The organism is Desulfobacter sp. UBA2225 (assembly GCF_002348205.1).
Classification (GTDB): Bacteria; Desulfobacterota; Desulfobacteria; order Desulfobacterales; family Desulfobacteraceae; genus Desulfobacter; species Desulfobacter postgatei.
On sequence record NZ_DDYV01000204.1, the window covers coordinates 1 to 15,314 of the forward strand.

17 protein-coding genes, 1 tRNA gene and 2 pseudogenes are annotated in these 15,314 nt (G+C 47.6%); 16 read left to right on the top strand and 4 right to left on the bottom strand.

From position 1 onward, the window contains the following. The 4 genes and pseudogenes from B3D59_RS10235 to B3D59_RS10250 form a co-directional block, all read right to left on the bottom strand. Positions 1–508: pseudogene (locus B3D59_RS10235) on the bottom strand (aspartate carbamoyltransferase); the annotation flags it as partial. A 12-nt stretch (positions 509–520) separates the two neighbouring features. Next, on the bottom strand, positions 521–1,141 hold the full coding sequence (gene lepB / locus B3D59_RS10240; protein WP_286819541.1) for a signal peptidase I: 621 nt from the start codon (positions 1,139–1,141) through the stop codon (positions 521–523). 17 nt (positions 1,142–1,158) lie between these two features. Next, on the bottom strand, positions 1,159–2,322 hold the full coding sequence (locus B3D59_RS10245) for a homocysteine biosynthesis protein (protein WP_286819542.1): 1,164 nt from the start codon (positions 2,320–2,322) through the stop codon (positions 1,159–1,161). Between the two features lie 38 nt (positions 2,323–2,360). Next, positions 2,361–3,740 (bottom strand): M23 family metallopeptidase, encoded by a 1,380-nt coding sequence (locus B3D59_RS10250; RefSeq protein WP_286819544.1) that lies wholly within the window; start codon positions 3,738–3,740, stop codon positions 2,361–2,363. A 177-nt stretch (positions 3,741–3,917) separates the two neighbouring features. On the opposite strand from B3D59_RS10250, the gene kdsA reads away from it, so the two are divergent. The 16 genes and pseudogenes from kdsA to B3D59_RS10330 all read left to right on the top strand — a co-directional run. Beyond that, on the top strand, positions 3,918–4,739 hold the full coding sequence (gene kdsA, locus B3D59_RS10255; RefSeq protein ID WP_286819545.1) for a 3-deoxy-8-phosphooctulonate synthase: 822 nt from the start codon (positions 3,918–3,920) through the stop codon (positions 4,737–4,739). Beyond that, positions 4,736–5,251, top strand: coding sequence for a KdsC family phosphatase (locus tag B3D59_RS10260; protein ID WP_004072006.1), 516 nt, complete (start codon positions 4,736–4,738; stop codon positions 5,249–5,251). Before kdsA ends, B3D59_RS10260 begins: the two co-directional genes overlap by 4 nt. Further along, positions 5,248–5,835, top strand: a complete 588-nt coding sequence (lptC, locus tag B3D59_RS10265; RefSeq protein WP_286819547.1) for an LPS export ABC transporter periplasmic protein LptC — start codon at positions 5,248–5,250, stop codon at positions 5,833–5,835. The genes B3D59_RS10260 and lptC overlap by 4 nt, the downstream gene beginning before the upstream one ends. Next, complete coding sequence (locus B3D59_RS10270; protein WP_286819548.1) at positions 5,804–6,358, top strand: LptA/OstA family protein; 555 nt, start codon at positions 5,804–5,806, stop codon at positions 6,356–6,358. The genes lptC and B3D59_RS10270 overlap by 32 nt, the downstream gene beginning before the upstream one ends. Continuing rightward, complete coding sequence (gene lptB, locus B3D59_RS10275) at positions 6,359–7,081, top strand: LPS export ABC transporter ATP-binding protein (protein WP_286819549.1); 723 nt, start codon at positions 6,359–6,361, stop codon at positions 7,079–7,081. Between the two features lie 2 nt (positions 7,082–7,083). Continuing rightward, positions 7,084–8,526, top strand: a complete 1,443-nt coding sequence (rpoN, locus tag B3D59_RS10280) for an RNA polymerase factor sigma-54 (protein WP_286819550.1) — start codon at positions 7,084–7,086, stop codon at positions 8,524–8,526. Positions 8,527–8,539: 13 nt separating this feature from the next. Continuing rightward, positions 8,540–9,073: a ribosome hibernation-promoting factor, HPF/YfiA family gene (gene hpf / locus B3D59_RS10285; RefSeq protein WP_277003270.1), complete on the top strand. Its 534-nt coding sequence runs from the start codon at positions 8,540–8,542 to the stop codon at positions 9,071–9,073. 14 nt (positions 9,074–9,087) lie between these two features. Further along, a complete protein-coding gene (locus tag B3D59_RS10290) occupies positions 9,088–9,546 on the top strand; it encodes a PTS sugar transporter subunit IIA (RefSeq protein WP_286819553.1) in 459 nt (152 codons plus the stop codon). 2 nt (positions 9,547–9,548) lie between these two features. Continuing rightward, positions 9,549–10,430 (top strand): RNase adapter RapZ, encoded by an 882-nt coding sequence (gene rapZ / locus B3D59_RS10295; protein WP_286819554.1) that lies wholly within the window; start codon positions 9,549–9,551, stop codon positions 10,428–10,430. 10 nt (positions 10,431–10,440) lie between these two features. Beyond that, positions 10,441–10,860: a PTS sugar transporter subunit IIA gene (locus tag B3D59_RS10300; protein ID WP_004071989.1), complete on the top strand. Its 420-nt coding sequence runs from the start codon at positions 10,441–10,443 to the stop codon at positions 10,858–10,860. A gap of 65 nt (positions 10,861–10,925) precedes the next feature. Further along, on the top strand, positions 10,926–11,933 hold the full coding sequence (gene gap / locus B3D59_RS10305) for a type I glyceraldehyde-3-phosphate dehydrogenase (RefSeq protein ID WP_286819555.1): 1,008 nt from the start codon (positions 10,926–10,928) through the stop codon (positions 11,931–11,933). A 12-nt stretch (positions 11,934–11,945) separates the two neighbouring features. Next, a complete protein-coding gene (gene tpiA / locus B3D59_RS10310) occupies positions 11,946–12,701 on the top strand; it encodes a triose-phosphate isomerase (protein ID WP_286819559.1) in 756 nt (251 codons plus the stop codon). A 26-nt stretch (positions 12,702–12,727) separates the two neighbouring features. Next, complete coding sequence (gene secG / locus B3D59_RS10315; protein WP_286819562.1) at positions 12,728–13,009, top strand: preprotein translocase subunit SecG; 282 nt, start codon at positions 12,728–12,730, stop codon at positions 13,007–13,009. Positions 13,010–13,025: 16 nt separating this feature from the next. Next, positions 13,026–13,110, top strand: a tRNA-Leu gene (locus B3D59_RS10320). A gap of 281 nt (positions 13,111–13,391) precedes the next feature. Next, on the top strand, positions 13,392–15,146 hold the full coding sequence (locus tag B3D59_RS10325; RefSeq protein ID WP_286819566.1) for an AAA family ATPase: 1,755 nt from the start codon (positions 13,392–13,394) through the stop codon (positions 15,144–15,146). Continuing rightward, positions 15,143–15,314: pseudogene (locus tag B3D59_RS10330) on the top strand (12,18-didecarboxysiroheme deacetylase); the annotation flags it as partial. The gene B3D59_RS10325 and the pseudogene B3D59_RS10330, both read left to right, overlap by 4 nt.

Here is a 15,314-nt window from a genome sequence, read left to right on the forward strand (position 1 = left end):
CCCTGGAATGGGAAATATCGCCGACAATGCAAACCTTTAACCCCTCAAACCCGCCTTTTTCCTCCTGGATCGTCATCATGTCCAAAAGGGCCTGGGAGGGATGGGCATGGGTACCGTCTCCGGCGTTGATAACCGAGCATTGCACCCATTTCGCCACCTGGCTCGCCGCGCCCGAAGATGAATGGCGCATCACGATGATATCAGGCTTCATGGACTCAAGGGTCCTGACCGTATCCCTTAATGTTTCCCCCTTGACAATGCTGGAGGAGGACTTGGATATGGAAACCGTGTCTGCAGAAAGACGCTTGCCGGCCAACTCAAAAGAGATCTTGGTCCGGGTTGACGGCTCCTGGAAAAAAAGCACAATGGTTTTGCCGCGGAGGGTGGGCACTTTTTTAACGGCCCGCTGGGAGATCTCCTTCATCCCCCGGGCAGTGTCCAGGATATACGTGATCTCCTCACGGGTCAGGGAATCAATATCCAGAATATCTTTTTTTTCAAACCGCATATGTAGTATTCCTTAAAACAGCAAAGTGCCGATCCGGTTAAAACGGACGCTGAAATGCGCCTTGTCCCAGGACCAGTAAATAATCATGGCTTCGCCCCGCACCTCACTTAAATCCACAAAACCCCAGAACCGCGAGTCATGGCTGTTATCCCGGTTGTCTCCCATGACAAAAAGCTTGTTGGCAGGCACGATGATTTTTCTTAAGTTATCCCGGGTGGTAATCTGACCCGGCAGAATCCGGGGATCCTTGTACTGGGCCCAGGGCTGGTCAGTGACAACTTTTTCATTGACATACAGCTTTTTATTCACAATTTCCAGGGTGTCGCCTGCAACGGCAACAACCCGCTTGATATAATCCTTGGACGGATCTTCCGGATATTTGAACACCACAATATCATTGTGCTGGGGATTTTTCACCGGGATCAGGGTTTTTCCGTCGGTAAAAGGAATTTTCACCCCGTAAATAAATTTATTGACAAGAATCTGATCTCCGATCTGAAGGGTCTCAAGCATTGAACCCGAAGGGATCTTAAAGGCCTGGACAATAAAGGCACGGATAAACAGAGCAATAACAATGGCAATGAGAATCGCTTCAATATTCTCCAGCCAGGCGCTTTTCTTTTTTTTAGTCATTATTTTTTAATCTCTTATCAGCAGAACAGATGCTGGGGGACCCCGATATAAAATCTGGATTTCTGGATTTCGGTTTTCAGAATCTGGGCAATCTTTCTTGCCTTGACCATACTGGATAAAGGCACCGTGGGAACGGGTTCCCCCTTGATCATGATGGTGCCGCTTTTAAGCTCGGCATAACTGACCTGACCGTAAGACCTGGAGATGCCTTTGGGGTAATCATATCCGTAGTCGATGATTTGTGTAAAAATCTCTTCATCAGAAACTGACGTATATTTGAGGATCTCTTCATTTAAAATGGGAATGGGGATGCCAAGCCCCACAGACAGCGACACCCCATAGCCGCGGATGCTCTGCCCCACCAGCCACTCGGGAGACATCTGCTTAAGGTCCCCGATAACGGATAAGGTCCCGGCCCCGCTCAAGGGCACGCCGTTCAGGCCTCTGTCCACATCTTTTTTATGCTGGGTACCGGTCCAGGTCACGTATCCCTGGGCGCCGCCCAGGAAAATCCTTGTACCCAACCCGATGGTTTTCAAATAGGGATCGTTGAACAAAGGGCTCAAACAACCGGAAGTGGAATAGTTGGCATTGGCCATATTTGGTTTAAGGGTGCCCATGTACGTGTACTTTGTCTTGTCCGACCGGTTGACGGCGCAATTATAGTTCTGATATGCATTTCTCGGGTTACACAGGATGGCATTGGGCAAATCCTTTAAGGTCACGGTTTTCTCAATTGCAAGATTGGGATAACAATCGGTACCGTAACTTTCCGCCCTCACGTGTACCTGTTTACCGGCCACAAGATCCTGAATGACATGCCCGCCCCCGTAATTGAACTCTCCCGGGTGATATTTATTCAAGGGATCTTCTTCACAAACAGCCGTGGCCCCCAGATAGCAGTCCACCGCTGCAATGGCCGAATAGGCCGGTACATTGTTGAACCAGGTTTTGGTCGTGCGAATCACAGGCGAGGACTGGCCGATATTTATAAAAGCCCCGGATGAACACATGGGCGCAAAGGTCCCGGTGGTCACCACATCCACTTTGCGGGCCGCTTCCACAACCCCTTCTTTTGCCGCGATATCAATAATCTCTTCCGCCGTTACCACCACAGCCTGGCCGGCCGCAATTTTGGCGTTTATCTCTTCGTAGGTCTTATTCACCTGACAGGTGCTCATGATTTAAATTGTCCTGATTTTCTTTAAAGGTTATTCGTTTACTGAATCTGCGCTTTAACAGACTCAATTTTTGAGGTGATGTTGTTTGTTATCCAGGCCGGATCCCACCACTCCACGGGGTTGATAAACACATTGTGAAGCATCATGGAAAAATGCAGATGATCGCCTCCGGCAAGCCCGGTCAGGCCGGTTCGGCCAATAATATCGTCCTTTTTGACCATATCGCCTTTGGCCACGCTCATCTGGCTTAAATGGGCATAAAGGCTGGCAAGACCAAGCCCGTGGTCAATGATAACGGTATTGCCGAAAATGCCGACATTTTCCGCCATGATGATCCGTCCATTGTTGGTCGCCCCCACCGGCGCATTCGATGTAGAGGCCAGGTCAATACCCAGATGGGTGGAATGACTGACAACCTTTCCATTGTATTTGTATGTGCGTTTATCTGCGAACTGGGCCCGGTTTGCGGCCCCGGAAAGGCGGTTGAAACGATCTTTCCACATCAACTCGGCACGGGTATCCGAAGGTACTTTAAGTACGGTTTCCAGATTCTGCCGGCGAAGGGTTTCGTTAATATATAAAAATTTTGCCAGCAAAGGATTCTGTTCGGTCAAAAATTGCGCTTCCAGAGGGCCTAAGTTAAAGTCCGGCATTTTGAATTCCAGAAAATCGTCTGAGATGTTCAGGGTGTCTGACCTGAAGGTCTTATCTTTAATGTAATGATAAAATCCGCGCTTGGTCTCATTTCCGGCAGGATCCCGGGCTTCTACCAAAATACGGGTATCAGGTCCCTGGGTGTGGGACAGAGCAAAGAGGGCTGTAATTACAAGGGGATCATTAAATACACCGGAATATCCGGGAAAAAAATTATCCCCTACCCTGACGCCGCTTTGAACATTTTCTTCATCAAGTTTATAAATCACAAGGCCGACCCCGCCCTTGGACACATTATGCTGGGAGGTTAAAACCTGGAATCGGGGCGGCACCGTATCAATGATCACCGGCCGCTCTTCGTAAAAGCGGTTGCCTTTGGTCCATTTACGCCAGGCATAATCCGTTACAACAATCCGGATAACGGCCTGGCCGTCGCTCATCCCGTATTTACCCGTCTCAACGGGAATCACAAAGGTATCTGACACGATTGCATTATCACTGAACAAAGAGAGAATGGAAGCGGGTGGATAAGATTTATCCAAAAGGACTTTTTCATTATCTTTTTGCACTATGGAAACAGTGACATGCCTCAAACCGACCCCTTTATCCGTTGCGGTCATGTTTATTTCATAGGATTGTTTCAGATACTGGGAGGGCAAACTGATATCAGCTTGGGGGAGATCGCCCTCATATTTGCAAAACAGAACCCAGCCCACAGGCACGACAATTGCCAGGAATACAATCAGAAACAGCGTCCTTTTCATCAAACAACCTTATTTTTCAAGAGGTTAGACGACCACATTAAAAACGAATTTAGGATATCAGCAAACGCCTTTCTTATCAAGGAATTTTCCCCGGCACTGATCCACCTTGACATTTACCCGGACGAATAATAATTAGGGGTATCATCATTTGTTTTTTTTGTTTGAAGGAAAAGCTCTATGACAAACTTTTTTTTTGACCTGACCCATAACAATCCAGATCGTTTTTTTCTCATTGCCGGACCCTGTGTTATAGAGGATTTAGACACAAGCCTTGGCATTGCAAAACACCTGAAACAGGTCACAAGCGACTTAGGTATTCCTTATATTTTCAAAGCATCCTATGACAAAGCAAACCGCACTTCGGTTCAGTCATTCAGAGGTCCCGGCCCCGAACGCGGCCTTGAAATCCTAAAACAGATCAAAACAGAACTGAACATCCCTGTTCTTTCGGACATTCACTTGCCTGACCAGGCGGAAAAATCTGCACGAGTACTTGATATTATACAGATCCCTGCATTTTTATGCCGACAGACAGACCTGATTTTGGCCGCCTGCAGGACAGGTAAACCTGTAAATATTAAAAAAGGGCAGTTCCTTGCACCGGCCGATTGCCGGAATATCGTTGAGAAAGCCGAATCTACAGGGAACCGTGACATTGCCATCACGGAACGCGGTACTTGTTTCGGATATAACAACCTTGTGGTGGATTTCAGATCCATACAGATTCTACGGGAATTGGGCCTGCCCGTAATTTTTGATGCCACCCACAGTGTGCAGCTTCCCGGCGGCAGCGGCAATGCATCGGCAGGGGAAAGACAGTTTGTAGCACCCCTTGCAAAGGCCGCAGTGGTCTGCGGTGCCCACGGCCTGTTCATGGAAACCCACCCCGATCCGGACAAAGCCTTGTGCGACGGACCGAACTCCATCCCCTTAAGTCAAATGAAAAATCTTTTGACCCATCTGGTTAATATCAGAAAAGTTGCAGGACAGTCTCTATGACAACACCATTGGCAGATATCCGGCTGCTGCTTTTAGACGTGGACGGGGTCCTCACCGACGGCAGCATTACCTATACAGACACAGGTGAACAGATCAAAAGCTTTAATGTCAAAGACGGTCTAGGTATTCGCCTGCTCATGGAGGCAGGCGTTGAGGTGGGGATTGTCACGGCAAGGATCTCCGGGGCACTGCGCCACCGGTGCGACAATCTGGGCATCACCCTGGTTGTTGACGGTACCAAGGACAAGGCCAAGGCATTGGAATCCATATCCGCAAACACTCAAATCAACACCGCACATATTGCATTCATGGGAGATGACCTGATAGACCTGCCCGCCATGACCCGGGCCGGATTTGCCTTTACAGTGGCCGACGCCCCTGCCGAAGTTAAAACCCGGGCAGATATGATTACGGATCTGCCCGGGGGAAAAGGTGCTGTCCGCCAGGCTTGTGAAGCCATTCTCAAAGCCAAAGGGCTTTGGGAAAAGTCCGTTTCAAGATTTTTGTCATGAGCAGCGTCGGCAAAAAAAACCTGATACTGCCCCTGGCTGTGCTTTTAGGCCTCATTCTTGTTGGCGTCGGTGCTTATTATTACATCAACCACCTGCTCACCACGCCTATCAAGCTTGAAAATATTGAGCTGGATGACAAGGCTGCACTCAAACTTAACGCCCTTGAGCAGATTTCCAAAAAAAACGGAATTACCGAATGGAAGCTCAAAGCATCCAGCGCCACCCTGCTCAAAGACCCGAAAAAAGCGGTCCTTGAAGATGTGGACATTATTTTTTACACAAAGCAAAATGTACAAGTTCACCTTACAGCAACCCGGGGAGAACTCGACACCAAGACCCATGACATGATCTTATCAGAGAATGTTACTATCCGGTATCAGCAATACACCCTGACAAGTGAAACATTGCATTATGCCAAAAAACCGCATATAATACGCTCTGATTCAAGGGTTACATTTGATGACGTAAACTCCGTGATAAAAGCTGACAGCATGGAGATCCGGCTAAACCAGGATCTGATCATCTTAAAAGGACACGTAGAAGGACAATTTAGTGAAAATAGTCAGAATCCCAATAGCTTATAATATTTCTCTGATTTTGTTGCTGGTGCTGTCGACTCTTTTTGCACAGGTATCCTTTGCAGCCCAGGAGAAGGCACCTGCTGAGAAGAAACAGCCGCCGGCAGACCTGAAAATTACTTCGGATAAAATGGTCGCCGACAAAAACCAATCCATGGTGGAATTTATGGGAAACGTCAAAGCGGTTCGGGCGGACAGTGTGCTTTTAGCAAATTCGATCAAAGTATTTTTTCATACCTCAAAAACCAAAAAGGAAGACCAATCAAACGTCAAACGGATTCTTGCCACGGGGAATGTGGAATATACCGAAGGGGAGCGCAAAGCGTTCTCGGATCAGGCGGATTATGACACCACAGATGAAATACTGGTGCTCACAGGGGAAAAAGCCCGTCTGCTTACGGGAAAAAGCTGGATCTCCGGCAAAAAAATAACCCTGTTTAAGGCCCAGGACCGGGTGGTTGTGGAAAGCACCGAAAAAAACAGGGTTGAAGCATTTTTTGATGCCGAAGATCAGGATGGTTCTTTATAAATGAGCCGACTGGTACTGGAAAACCTCGTAAAGACCTATGGCGGTAAAACCGTCGTGAATCACGTCAGCCTGACCGTTGACCAGGGTCAGGTCACCGGGCTTCTAGGACCTAACGGTGCCGGAAAGACCACGACCTTTTATATGACCGTAGGCATGATCCGGCCGGACAAAGGCACGGTCCATCTTGACGGGGAGGATATAACCCGCTATCCCATGTATGTCAGGGCCAGAAAGGGCCTTGGTTACCTGCCCCAGGAGACCTCTATATTTAAAAAACTGACAGTCCGGGAAAATATAACGGCCATTCTGGAGGTTATTGACAAAAAAGTCGCGGACATCAACCGGAAAGCCGAAACACTGATGGAAGAACTTGGGATACTGGCCTTGGCCGGACAAAAGGCGACTTCCCTGTCCGGTGGAGAAAAGCGCCGTCTGGAAATTTCAAGGGTTCTTGCCACAGACCCCTTGTTCATCCTACTGGACGAGCCCTTTGCCGGCATTGATCCTTTGGCTGTTATTGATATCCAGCAAATCATATCCCAGCTTACCGACAAAGGCATCGGAATATTGATTTCCGATCATAATGTCAGGGAAACATTAGGCGTATGCAACACGGCTTATATTATGAGCCAGGGTATGGTTATGGAATCAGGCCCTCCGGAAAAAATTATTTCAAGCAAAGTAGCCAAACGCATTTACCTGGGAGACAATTTTAAACTTTAATCATGGAACTTGGATTACAACAAAGCCTTGCACTGACCCAGCAGCTGGTCATGACACCCCAGCTCCAACAGGCTATCAAACTGCTTCAGCTCTCCAGGCTTGAACTTGCCGAAATGATCCAGCAGGAAATGGAGCAAAATCCGGCGCTTGAAGAAATCTCCATTGATGAGGCCTCTGACAAAGCCATCACTGCCCAGGAAACCGAAACCCGGACAGAGGAAATAGAAGCCCCTGCCAAAGAAGTTACCATTGAAGAGCGGGTGCGCTCGGATACGGACTGGGAAAACTATATCAATGAATACAACTCCACCGGTAGAATCTACATGGAGTCTGAAAACAGTGAAGCGCTCAATTACGAATCATTTACATCCGAGAAACAAACCCTTGAAGCCCATTTAAAGTGGCAGTTGATGCTTTCGGATCTGCCGGACGAAGAGGAGCGACTGGGTCATGTCATCATCGGCAACCTGAACCGGGACGGATATTTATGCGCCGACGTAGAGGAGTTGGCCCAGAGTGCCGAGGCCGATATTCAAACCGTTGAAAAAGTGCTGGCTGTGCTCCAGACCTTTGACCCCCCCGGCGTGTGTGCCAGAAACCTGTGCGAAACGCTTTTGATTCAAGTCCGGCAACTGGGCATTGAAAACGATATCATCACCCGGATCATTACGGATCATCTCAAAAATCTTGAAAACAGAAACAGTAAAAAAATTGCCAAGGCCCTTAAAATTTCCGTTGAGGATGTGCGGGCTGCAGTAAAAATCATCCAGTTTCTTGAACCCAAGCCCGGCAGGAAATTTGCCACAGAGGAACCCGCCTACATCACCCCGGATATCTATGTTTACAAAGTCGGTGATGATTTTAAAATTGTTATGAACGATGACGGCCTTCCCAAATTAAAAATTTCAAGATTCTACAGGGAAGCCGTCGCCACCGGCAAAAAAATCCCCAAGGAGACCAAGACCTATCTTAATGAAAAGATGCAGTCCGCCTCCTGGCTGATAAAATCCATTCATCAACGCCAGAAAACCATCTATCTGGTCATGGAAAGCATCATCAAGTTTCAAAGGGATTTTTTTGAAAAGGGCATTGCCTATCTGCGGCCTTTGATTTTAAAAGATATTGCCGAAGATATTGAAATGCATGAGTCTACGATCAGCCGGGTGACCACAAACAAATACGCGTACACCCCCCAGGGACTATTTGAGTTGAAATATTTTTTCAACAGCTCCATAGAGCGGGGGGACGGACCTTCCATGGCATCGGCCAGCGTCAAGGAGAGAATAAGACAACTCATTGACAATGAAGATCCAAACGCACCCTTAAGTGACGATAAAATCGCCGCAATTCTGCAGGAATCAGATATTCAGATTGCCCGGCGAACCGTGGCAAAATACAGAAAAGTACTCAATATTCTGCCGTCCAACAAACGCAAACAATTATAGGGAGAGCTCATCTATGCAAGTCACCATCACGTTCAAACAGATAGAAGCATCCGATCCCCTGAAATCCTATGTAAATAAAAAGCTTAAACGGTTTGACAAGATGCTGGAGGGTCCGGCCGAGGCCAATGTTGTCTTAAGCGTTGAAAAAATAAGGCATATTGCCGAAATAACCTTAACCAGCGGGTCGCTTAACATCCATGCCAAGGAAGCGTCCGAAAGCATGTATGCCGCCATTGATATCCTGGCGGATAAAGTCAAAAGCCAGATCACAAAACACAAGGAAAAGATAAAGAAACACCTGTTGGGCAACAAGTCAAGCCTGACGGATACCCGTGAGTTCAGCATTGAGGAACCTTTGCCCGGGGACGTGGTTGATATTATTGAAGAACCCCTTGAAACAAAACCCATGGACATTGAGGATGCGGTGATTGAACTGGAGTCGGGCAAAAAATCTTTTTATGTATTCATTAATGCCCGCACACAAGAGGTCAATGTGATTTATAAACACAATAACGGGAAACTGGGACTAATTGCCCCCCAAGGATAGGATGGCCGGAGCCAATGAAAATCAGTGACATTCTAAAGCTGGACGCTATTATCGCAGACCTGAAAGCCAAAAACAAACCAGAGGCCATAAAAGAACTGTCCCAGGCTGTTTCTCCCGTGGCCGGAGCCGAAGTCGAAGATGTCGCAGCAGTCCTGATGGAACGCGAACATTTAGGGTCCACAGGCATCGGCGGCGGCATCGCCATTCCCCACGGCAAGTTGGAGACGGTGAAATCCATTGCTGTTGGATTTGGGCGCAGCATTAAAGGAATTGAGTTTGAGTCTTTGGATAACCGGCCCGTCCATCTTTTCTTTCTGCTTCTGACACCTGAGCACTCCACAGGCGGTCATCTGAAAGTTCTTGCCCAGATTTCAAAGCTGCTGAAAATGGATCAGTTTAAAGAACGACTGTTGGCAGCAGGTTCAACAGAGCAAATCCATCAGATCATTCTGGAAAATGACGAAGAATTTTGACAATGGAAAAATTCAAGGTTTATATCATCACCGGCATCTCAGGTTCCGGGAAGACAACTGTTGCCCAGGCATTTGAAGATGCCTCCTTTTACTGCATCGACAACATGCCCATGGAGCTTGTGCCCAAGGTGCTTGAGCTGCTGTTGGGGGAAAGCGCCAAAGTCAAGGGCGCAGCCTTTGTGATGGATATGCGGTCAAAAACTTTTTTAAATACATTTGTTTCAGGCGTCTCTGCTTTAGAGGAGATGGGCGTTTCTCCAGTCATCATATTTCTTGAAGCAGATACCCAGACCCTGGTCAAACGGTTCAGTCAAACCCGCAGGCACCACCCGGTGGGTGATAAAAAGAACCTTCTGGAGAGTATCAAGTCTGAAAAACAAGGCATGGCCTCCATCCGCAAGCTGGCCCACCAGATCATTGACACCTCTAATTTCAATGTTCATCAGCTTAAAGCAGAAATACACAACCTTGTATCCAAGGAGACCGGTTTTGAAAACTTGATGAAACTGAATATCATGTCTTTTGGTTACAAATACGGCATCCCGGTGGATGCGGATATTGTGGTGGATCTGCGTTTTCTGGCAAATCCCTATTTTGTGCCGGAACTCAAAGCCCATGACGGAGAATCCGATGCGGTAAAAGCCTTTGTCCTGGAAAACCCGGAGACAAAAACCTTTTTAAAAAAATATAACGACCTTATCGACTATCTCATTCCTTTATATAAAAAAGAAAACAAGGCATATCTAACACTTGCATTGGGCTGTACCGGTGGCCGCCACCGTAGTGTTGCCATTTCCCGGGCCGTATTTGAACGGCTGATGAAAAAGGGGCTGAACCCAAGCTTGCGGCACAGAGATATTGACAGAGACATCAAAGAAACATAACAGGCAAACTATGACAGGAATTTTAATTGTCACCCATGCAAATCTGGGTGCAGCATTAATTGATACCTTGGAGTTCATTTTAGGGACCAAGCAGGAAAAACTTGGGACCATAGCCATAGACATCAAAGAGGATCCGGAAATCTTACGCAACAAAATCAAACAGGGTATTAAAGATGTCTATTGCGAAAATGGCGTTATTATTTTAACCGACATGTTCGGAGGTACACCTTCAAACCTGGCCTACGCCTTTCTTGAAGAAGGAAAGGTGGAGGTGATTTCAGGCGTCAACCTGCCCATTCTTCTCAAAGCCGTAACAACCCGGAAGAAGATGGATATTAAAGCATTGACCGCAGCCCTGATTGAACACGGGAAAAAAAGCATTTCCCTTGCCAGCGACATCCTCAAAGGGACCAGCCGGTCCTTATCCTAACCTGTGCCATGCCTGCTTTCCCCTTTCGGGTATGGACTTAATTTCATTTTTGAAGGAGGCTAATAATGACGGTAAAAATAGGAATTAATGGATTTGGCAGGATCGGACGCATGGTCTTTCGGGCTGCTTTGGAAAATGATGCGATTGAAATTACGGCCATCAATGATTTGACCAACACCGAAACCATTGCCCATCTGCTTAAATACGACTCTGTCCACAGACGCTTACCCAACGAGGTCAGCCATGGAGAGGGGTTCATTGCCGTGGATGGGCAACAGATTTTGGTAACCGCGTTAAAGGACCCTGCCCAGATTGCCTGGGCGGATGCCGGCGTGGACATTGTCCTGGAATGCACCGGCCTTTTCAGAAATCGTGAAACCGCTGGCAAACACCTTGAAGGCGGGGCCAAAAAAGTCATCATTTCTGCGCCGGCCAAGGATCCGGATGTCACCATTGTCATGGGCGTAAACCATGAAGATTACGATCCCGGAGCCCATCATATTTTATCCAATGCATCCTGCACCACCAACTGCCTGGCACCTGTAGCCAAAGTTCTGCTGGAAAATTTCGGTATTATATGCGGGCTCATGACCACGATTCACTCCTACACAGGTGACCAGCGCCTGCTTGATTTTCCCCACAAAGACCTGCGCCGGGCAAGGGCAGCGGCCCTGTCCATGATTCCCACCACCACAGGGGCAGCCAAAGCGGTCTCCCTGGTATTGCCCGAGCTTGAAGGCAAGCTCAACGGCCTTGCCGTGCGGGTACCCACACCCAATGTATCCCTTGTGGATCTCGTGGTCACCACCGAGAAAAAGGATCTGACCAAGGAGATGATCAACCAGGCACTTAAAAAGGCGTCCGAAACAAACCTAAAGGGGTATCTGGGCTATTGCGACACACCTCTGGTATCCATTGATCACAACTCTTGTCCGCTTTCTTCCATTGTTGATGCCTCCTGCACGGATGTCATCAACGGAGAGATGGTAAAAATATTTTCATGGTACGACAACGAGGCCGGTTACTCACACCGCATGGTTGATCTGGCTGCCATGGTGGGCAATGCCCTTTAAAGGAGGGAAAAAATGACAAGAATTCCATTGATTGCCGGCAATTGGAAAATGTACAAGACCGGTACCCAGGCTGTTGCTGCCGCAAAACAGCTGGCACACTTAAGCAAAGGGGTGGATGGCGTTGATATCATGATTGCACCCACAACCCTGTCCCTGCCCCTGGTGGCGGCGGCCCTGGGCAAATCGTCCCCGATCCGGCTGGGAGCGCAGAACATTTACCCGGGAACGGAAGGCGCATTTACCGGTGAAGTGTCCGGTCCGATGATCAAGGATGCCGGTGCCGATTACGTGATTATCGGCCACTCCGAACGTAGACAGTATTTTGGCGAGACCGATGAAAGCGTCGGACTTAAAATCCGTTCAGCCCTTGATGCAGGACTTATCCCGGTTATGTGCATCGGAGAGACCGAAAGCCAGCGGGATGCAGATGAAACTTTTTTTATCCTTGACAAACAGATAACAGATGGGTTAAAAGGCTTTGATCTTGGAGATCTTGACACCCTGATCCTGGCCTATGAGCCGGTATGGGCAATTGGCACCGGAAAGACCGCCGGGCCTGATCAAGTCAAGGAAGTCCACGGTTTTTTGCGGCATCTGCTCAAGGAAAAATACGCACAAGGTCTGGCTGCAACGATTCGAATTTTATACGGCGGATCAGTAAAACCAGGAAATATTAAAGACCTGATGCAACTTGAAGATGTCGATGGTGCATTGGTTGGCGGCGCGAGCCTGAACCCGGAAGATTTTAATGAAATTATTAGGTTTTAGACTTTTTTAATATGACAAGTATTTTAGTGGCAATACACGTCGCAGTTTGCATTTTTCTGATACTTGTTGTTCTGTTGCAGACCGGCAAAGGCGCAGAGATGGGTGTGTCTATGGGTGGTGCAGGCAGCCAGGCCCTCTTCGGAGCCGCCGGACCCGCAAACATTCTGACCAAAATTACCACGGCCGTGGCCATTGTTTTCATGATAACATCTCTGACCTTGGCTTATATGTCAGGGCATCAGGCTCAGTCCAGCGTCATGAAAGGCGTATCTGCACCAGCAGAACAGCAGGCACCAGCATCAGAATGAATATAAATATTTTTTTGCCGAAGTGGTGGAATAGGTAGACACGCACGCTTGAGGGGCGTGTGGGGAGACCCGTGGGAGTTCAAATCTCCCCTTCGGCACCATTAATTTAAAGCCGCGGCATGATTGTCGCGGCTTTTTTTTTATAGATTGATATGGACGAAGACAACAAAAGAAATTGTTACAAGTGCCAATTTTTCTATGTCACCTGGGAACCGGCCCATCCAAACGGCTGCAGGGCATTGGGGTTTAAAAGTCGCCAACTGCCCTGCATCACAGTATTCCAGTCTTCTGGAAAGCCCTGTGAATATTTTAAGGAAAAAAAGAAATAGGCCGTCTAACTTGCGCCTTGAATTATGGGCAGACAACCTTATTATAAATAATTATGACTTATCACAATGAGGCCAATGAGGCCACCGGGCCTGACCCGAAAAAAATAGAAAAAGAGCTTGGGGAATTTTTGAACAAAAAATTCGGTGGCAGTGTTAAAATTTTGACACCTTCCATCCAGCCCCAACAGGAGATTATTACCGGCACAACACCTGCGTCGGGGAAAAAAAAGCTGATTGATTTCAATATCAAGCCTTCGGAACTGATCAGCTACCTTGACCAGTATGTTGTTCGACAGGACAAGGCTAAATCTGTTCTTGCCACAAAAATCTGCACCCATTTCAACCGAATCCGACACCAGGAAACCATGAACACGGAACCGTTCAAGATCACGGGTAATATCAAAAGCAATATCCTGTTACTCGGTCCCACCGGTATTGGAAAAACCTATCTGATCAAGCTTATCGCCAAAAAAATCGGGGTGCCTTTTGTCAAAGCGGATGCCACCAAATTTTCCGAAACCGGTTATGTGGGCGGGGATGTGGAGGATCTGATCAGGGATCTGGTTAAAGAGGCCAAGGATGACATTGAGCTTGCGGAGTGTGGTATTGTCTATATAGATGAAGTGGACAAGATTGCTGCCAGCCCCAATGTCATAGGCGCCCAGATATCCCGGACAGGGGTTCAACGGGCCCTGCTCAAACCTATGGAAGAGACCGAGGTCGATTTAAAGGTACCCCATGATCCCGTATCCATGATGCAGGAGCTTGAGGCATTCCAGAGAACCGGGAAACGTACGGCCAGACGGGTGAATACATCCAATATTCTGTTCATTCTGTCAGGCGCGTTTTCAGGGCTGACAGATGTGGTGAAAAAGCGATTAAGCAAACAGGCCATCGGATTCGGCGCATCGCTCACCCACGCCAGAAAAGAAAATGAACTTTTAAAGGCGACCCGGTCCGAGGATTTGGTGGAATATGGATTTGAGTCCGAATTCATCGGCAGGATACCCGTGCGCTGTGTGCTGGATGAACTGACCCAAAAAGATCTTTACGACATCCTGAAAATGCCTAATAATCCGGTAATTTTAAGCAAACGCCTTGATTTTAAATCATACGGGATTGATGTGGTATTCACTGACGAGGCGTTAAAAGAGCTGGCGTCAAGGGCGCACAAGGAAAATACCGGTGCCCGGGGGCTTGTCTCCGTGGTTGAAGAAGCCCTGCTGGCGTTCGAAGAAAAACTGCCTTCCGAATCTGTGGGTCAGTTCGCCATTACCAAACAGGTGCTGATCACCCCGCAACTAATTTTAAACGATCTTATCCAGGGCAATGATAAGGAACGATACGAGGCAGAATACAACCATGCCCTGGGCCTTTTTTCGGATTATATCAATGAATATATAACAAAAAACTGGAAAATATTTTCCATCCGTCACGGGCTGACCTTAACACAGATTCGCACAAAAATGCTGGCACAGTATTACACGGCTCATGTCATGGAAATTGAAGACGCGGTTAAACAGGTCAAAAAATTCTATGACACCGTAAAAGAAATGGAACTGGAAATTTCCAGGAACTATGCTTTAAATGTCGTGTTTGAAGAAGATGCAGCGGATTTTCTCATCCAGCAGTTCATAGAGCACAATGCCAGCATGGATGAAATCCTTTCAAAAATTTACACGGATTTTTTTGACGGCCTTAACCTGATTCGGGAGAAAACCGGAAAAGCAAGGTTTTTCCTGTGCAAGGATGCATTAACCGACCACGAAAAATACCTCAACGAGCTTATCAGAAAAGAGATAAAATGATTGGAATTTCAAAACTTTACTGCGCCACTGTGGAACCCTCGGATACGTTACGCTATTCAAGGCATTCAAGCAGACTACCCTCCCATTTGCTTCAGTTTTCCAAGGACAAAAAACCGGTGGTGGTCTGGAATATGACCCGGCGGTGCAACCTGAAATGCGTTCACTGCT

Bases quoted from the DNA above. Each gene is read 5' to 3' on its own strand.
- lepB (WP_286819541.1), bottom strand. From the start codon at position 1,141: ATGACTAAAAAAAAGAAAAGCGCCTGGCTGGAGAATATTGAAGCGATT.
- B3D59_RS10245 (WP_286819542.1), bottom strand. From the start codon at position 2,322: ATGAGCACCTGTCAGGTGAATAAGACCTACGAAGAGATAAACGCCAAA.
- B3D59_RS10250 (WP_286819544.1), bottom strand. From the start codon at position 3,740: ATGAAAAGGACGCTGTTTCTGATTGTATTCCTGGCAATTGTCGTGCCT.
- kdsA (WP_286819545.1), top strand. From the start codon at position 3,918: ATGACAAACTTTTTTTTTGACCTGACCCATAACAATCCAGATCGTTTT.
- B3D59_RS10260 (WP_004072006.1), top strand. From the start codon at position 4,736: ATGACAACACCATTGGCAGATATCCGGCTGCTGCTTTTAGACGTGGAC.
- lptC (WP_286819547.1), top strand. From the start codon at position 5,248: ATGAGCAGCGTCGGCAAAAAAAACCTGATACTGCCCCTGGCTGTGCTT.
- lptB (WP_286819549.1), top strand. From the start codon at position 6,359: ATGAGCCGACTGGTACTGGAAAACCTCGTAAAGACCTATGGCGGTAAA.
- rpoN (WP_286819550.1), top strand. From the start codon at position 7,084: ATGGAACTTGGATTACAACAAAGCCTTGCACTGACCCAGCAGCTGGTC.
- hpf (WP_277003270.1), top strand. From the start codon at position 8,540: ATGCAAGTCACCATCACGTTCAAACAGATAGAAGCATCCGATCCCCTG.
- B3D59_RS10290 (WP_286819553.1), top strand. From the start codon at position 9,088: ATGAAAATCAGTGACATTCTAAAGCTGGACGCTATTATCGCAGACCTG.
- rapZ (WP_286819554.1), top strand. From the start codon at position 9,549: ATGGAAAAATTCAAGGTTTATATCATCACCGGCATCTCAGGTTCCGGG.
- B3D59_RS10300 (WP_004071989.1), top strand. From the start codon at position 10,441: ATGACAGGAATTTTAATTGTCACCCATGCAAATCTGGGTGCAGCATTA.
- gap (WP_286819555.1), top strand. From the start codon at position 10,926: ATGACGGTAAAAATAGGAATTAATGGATTTGGCAGGATCGGACGCATG.
- tpiA (WP_286819559.1), top strand. From the start codon at position 11,946: ATGACAAGAATTCCATTGATTGCCGGCAATTGGAAAATGTACAAGACC.
- B3D59_RS10325 (WP_286819566.1), top strand. From the start codon at position 13,392: ATGACTTATCACAATGAGGCCAATGAGGCCACCGGGCCTGACCCGAAA.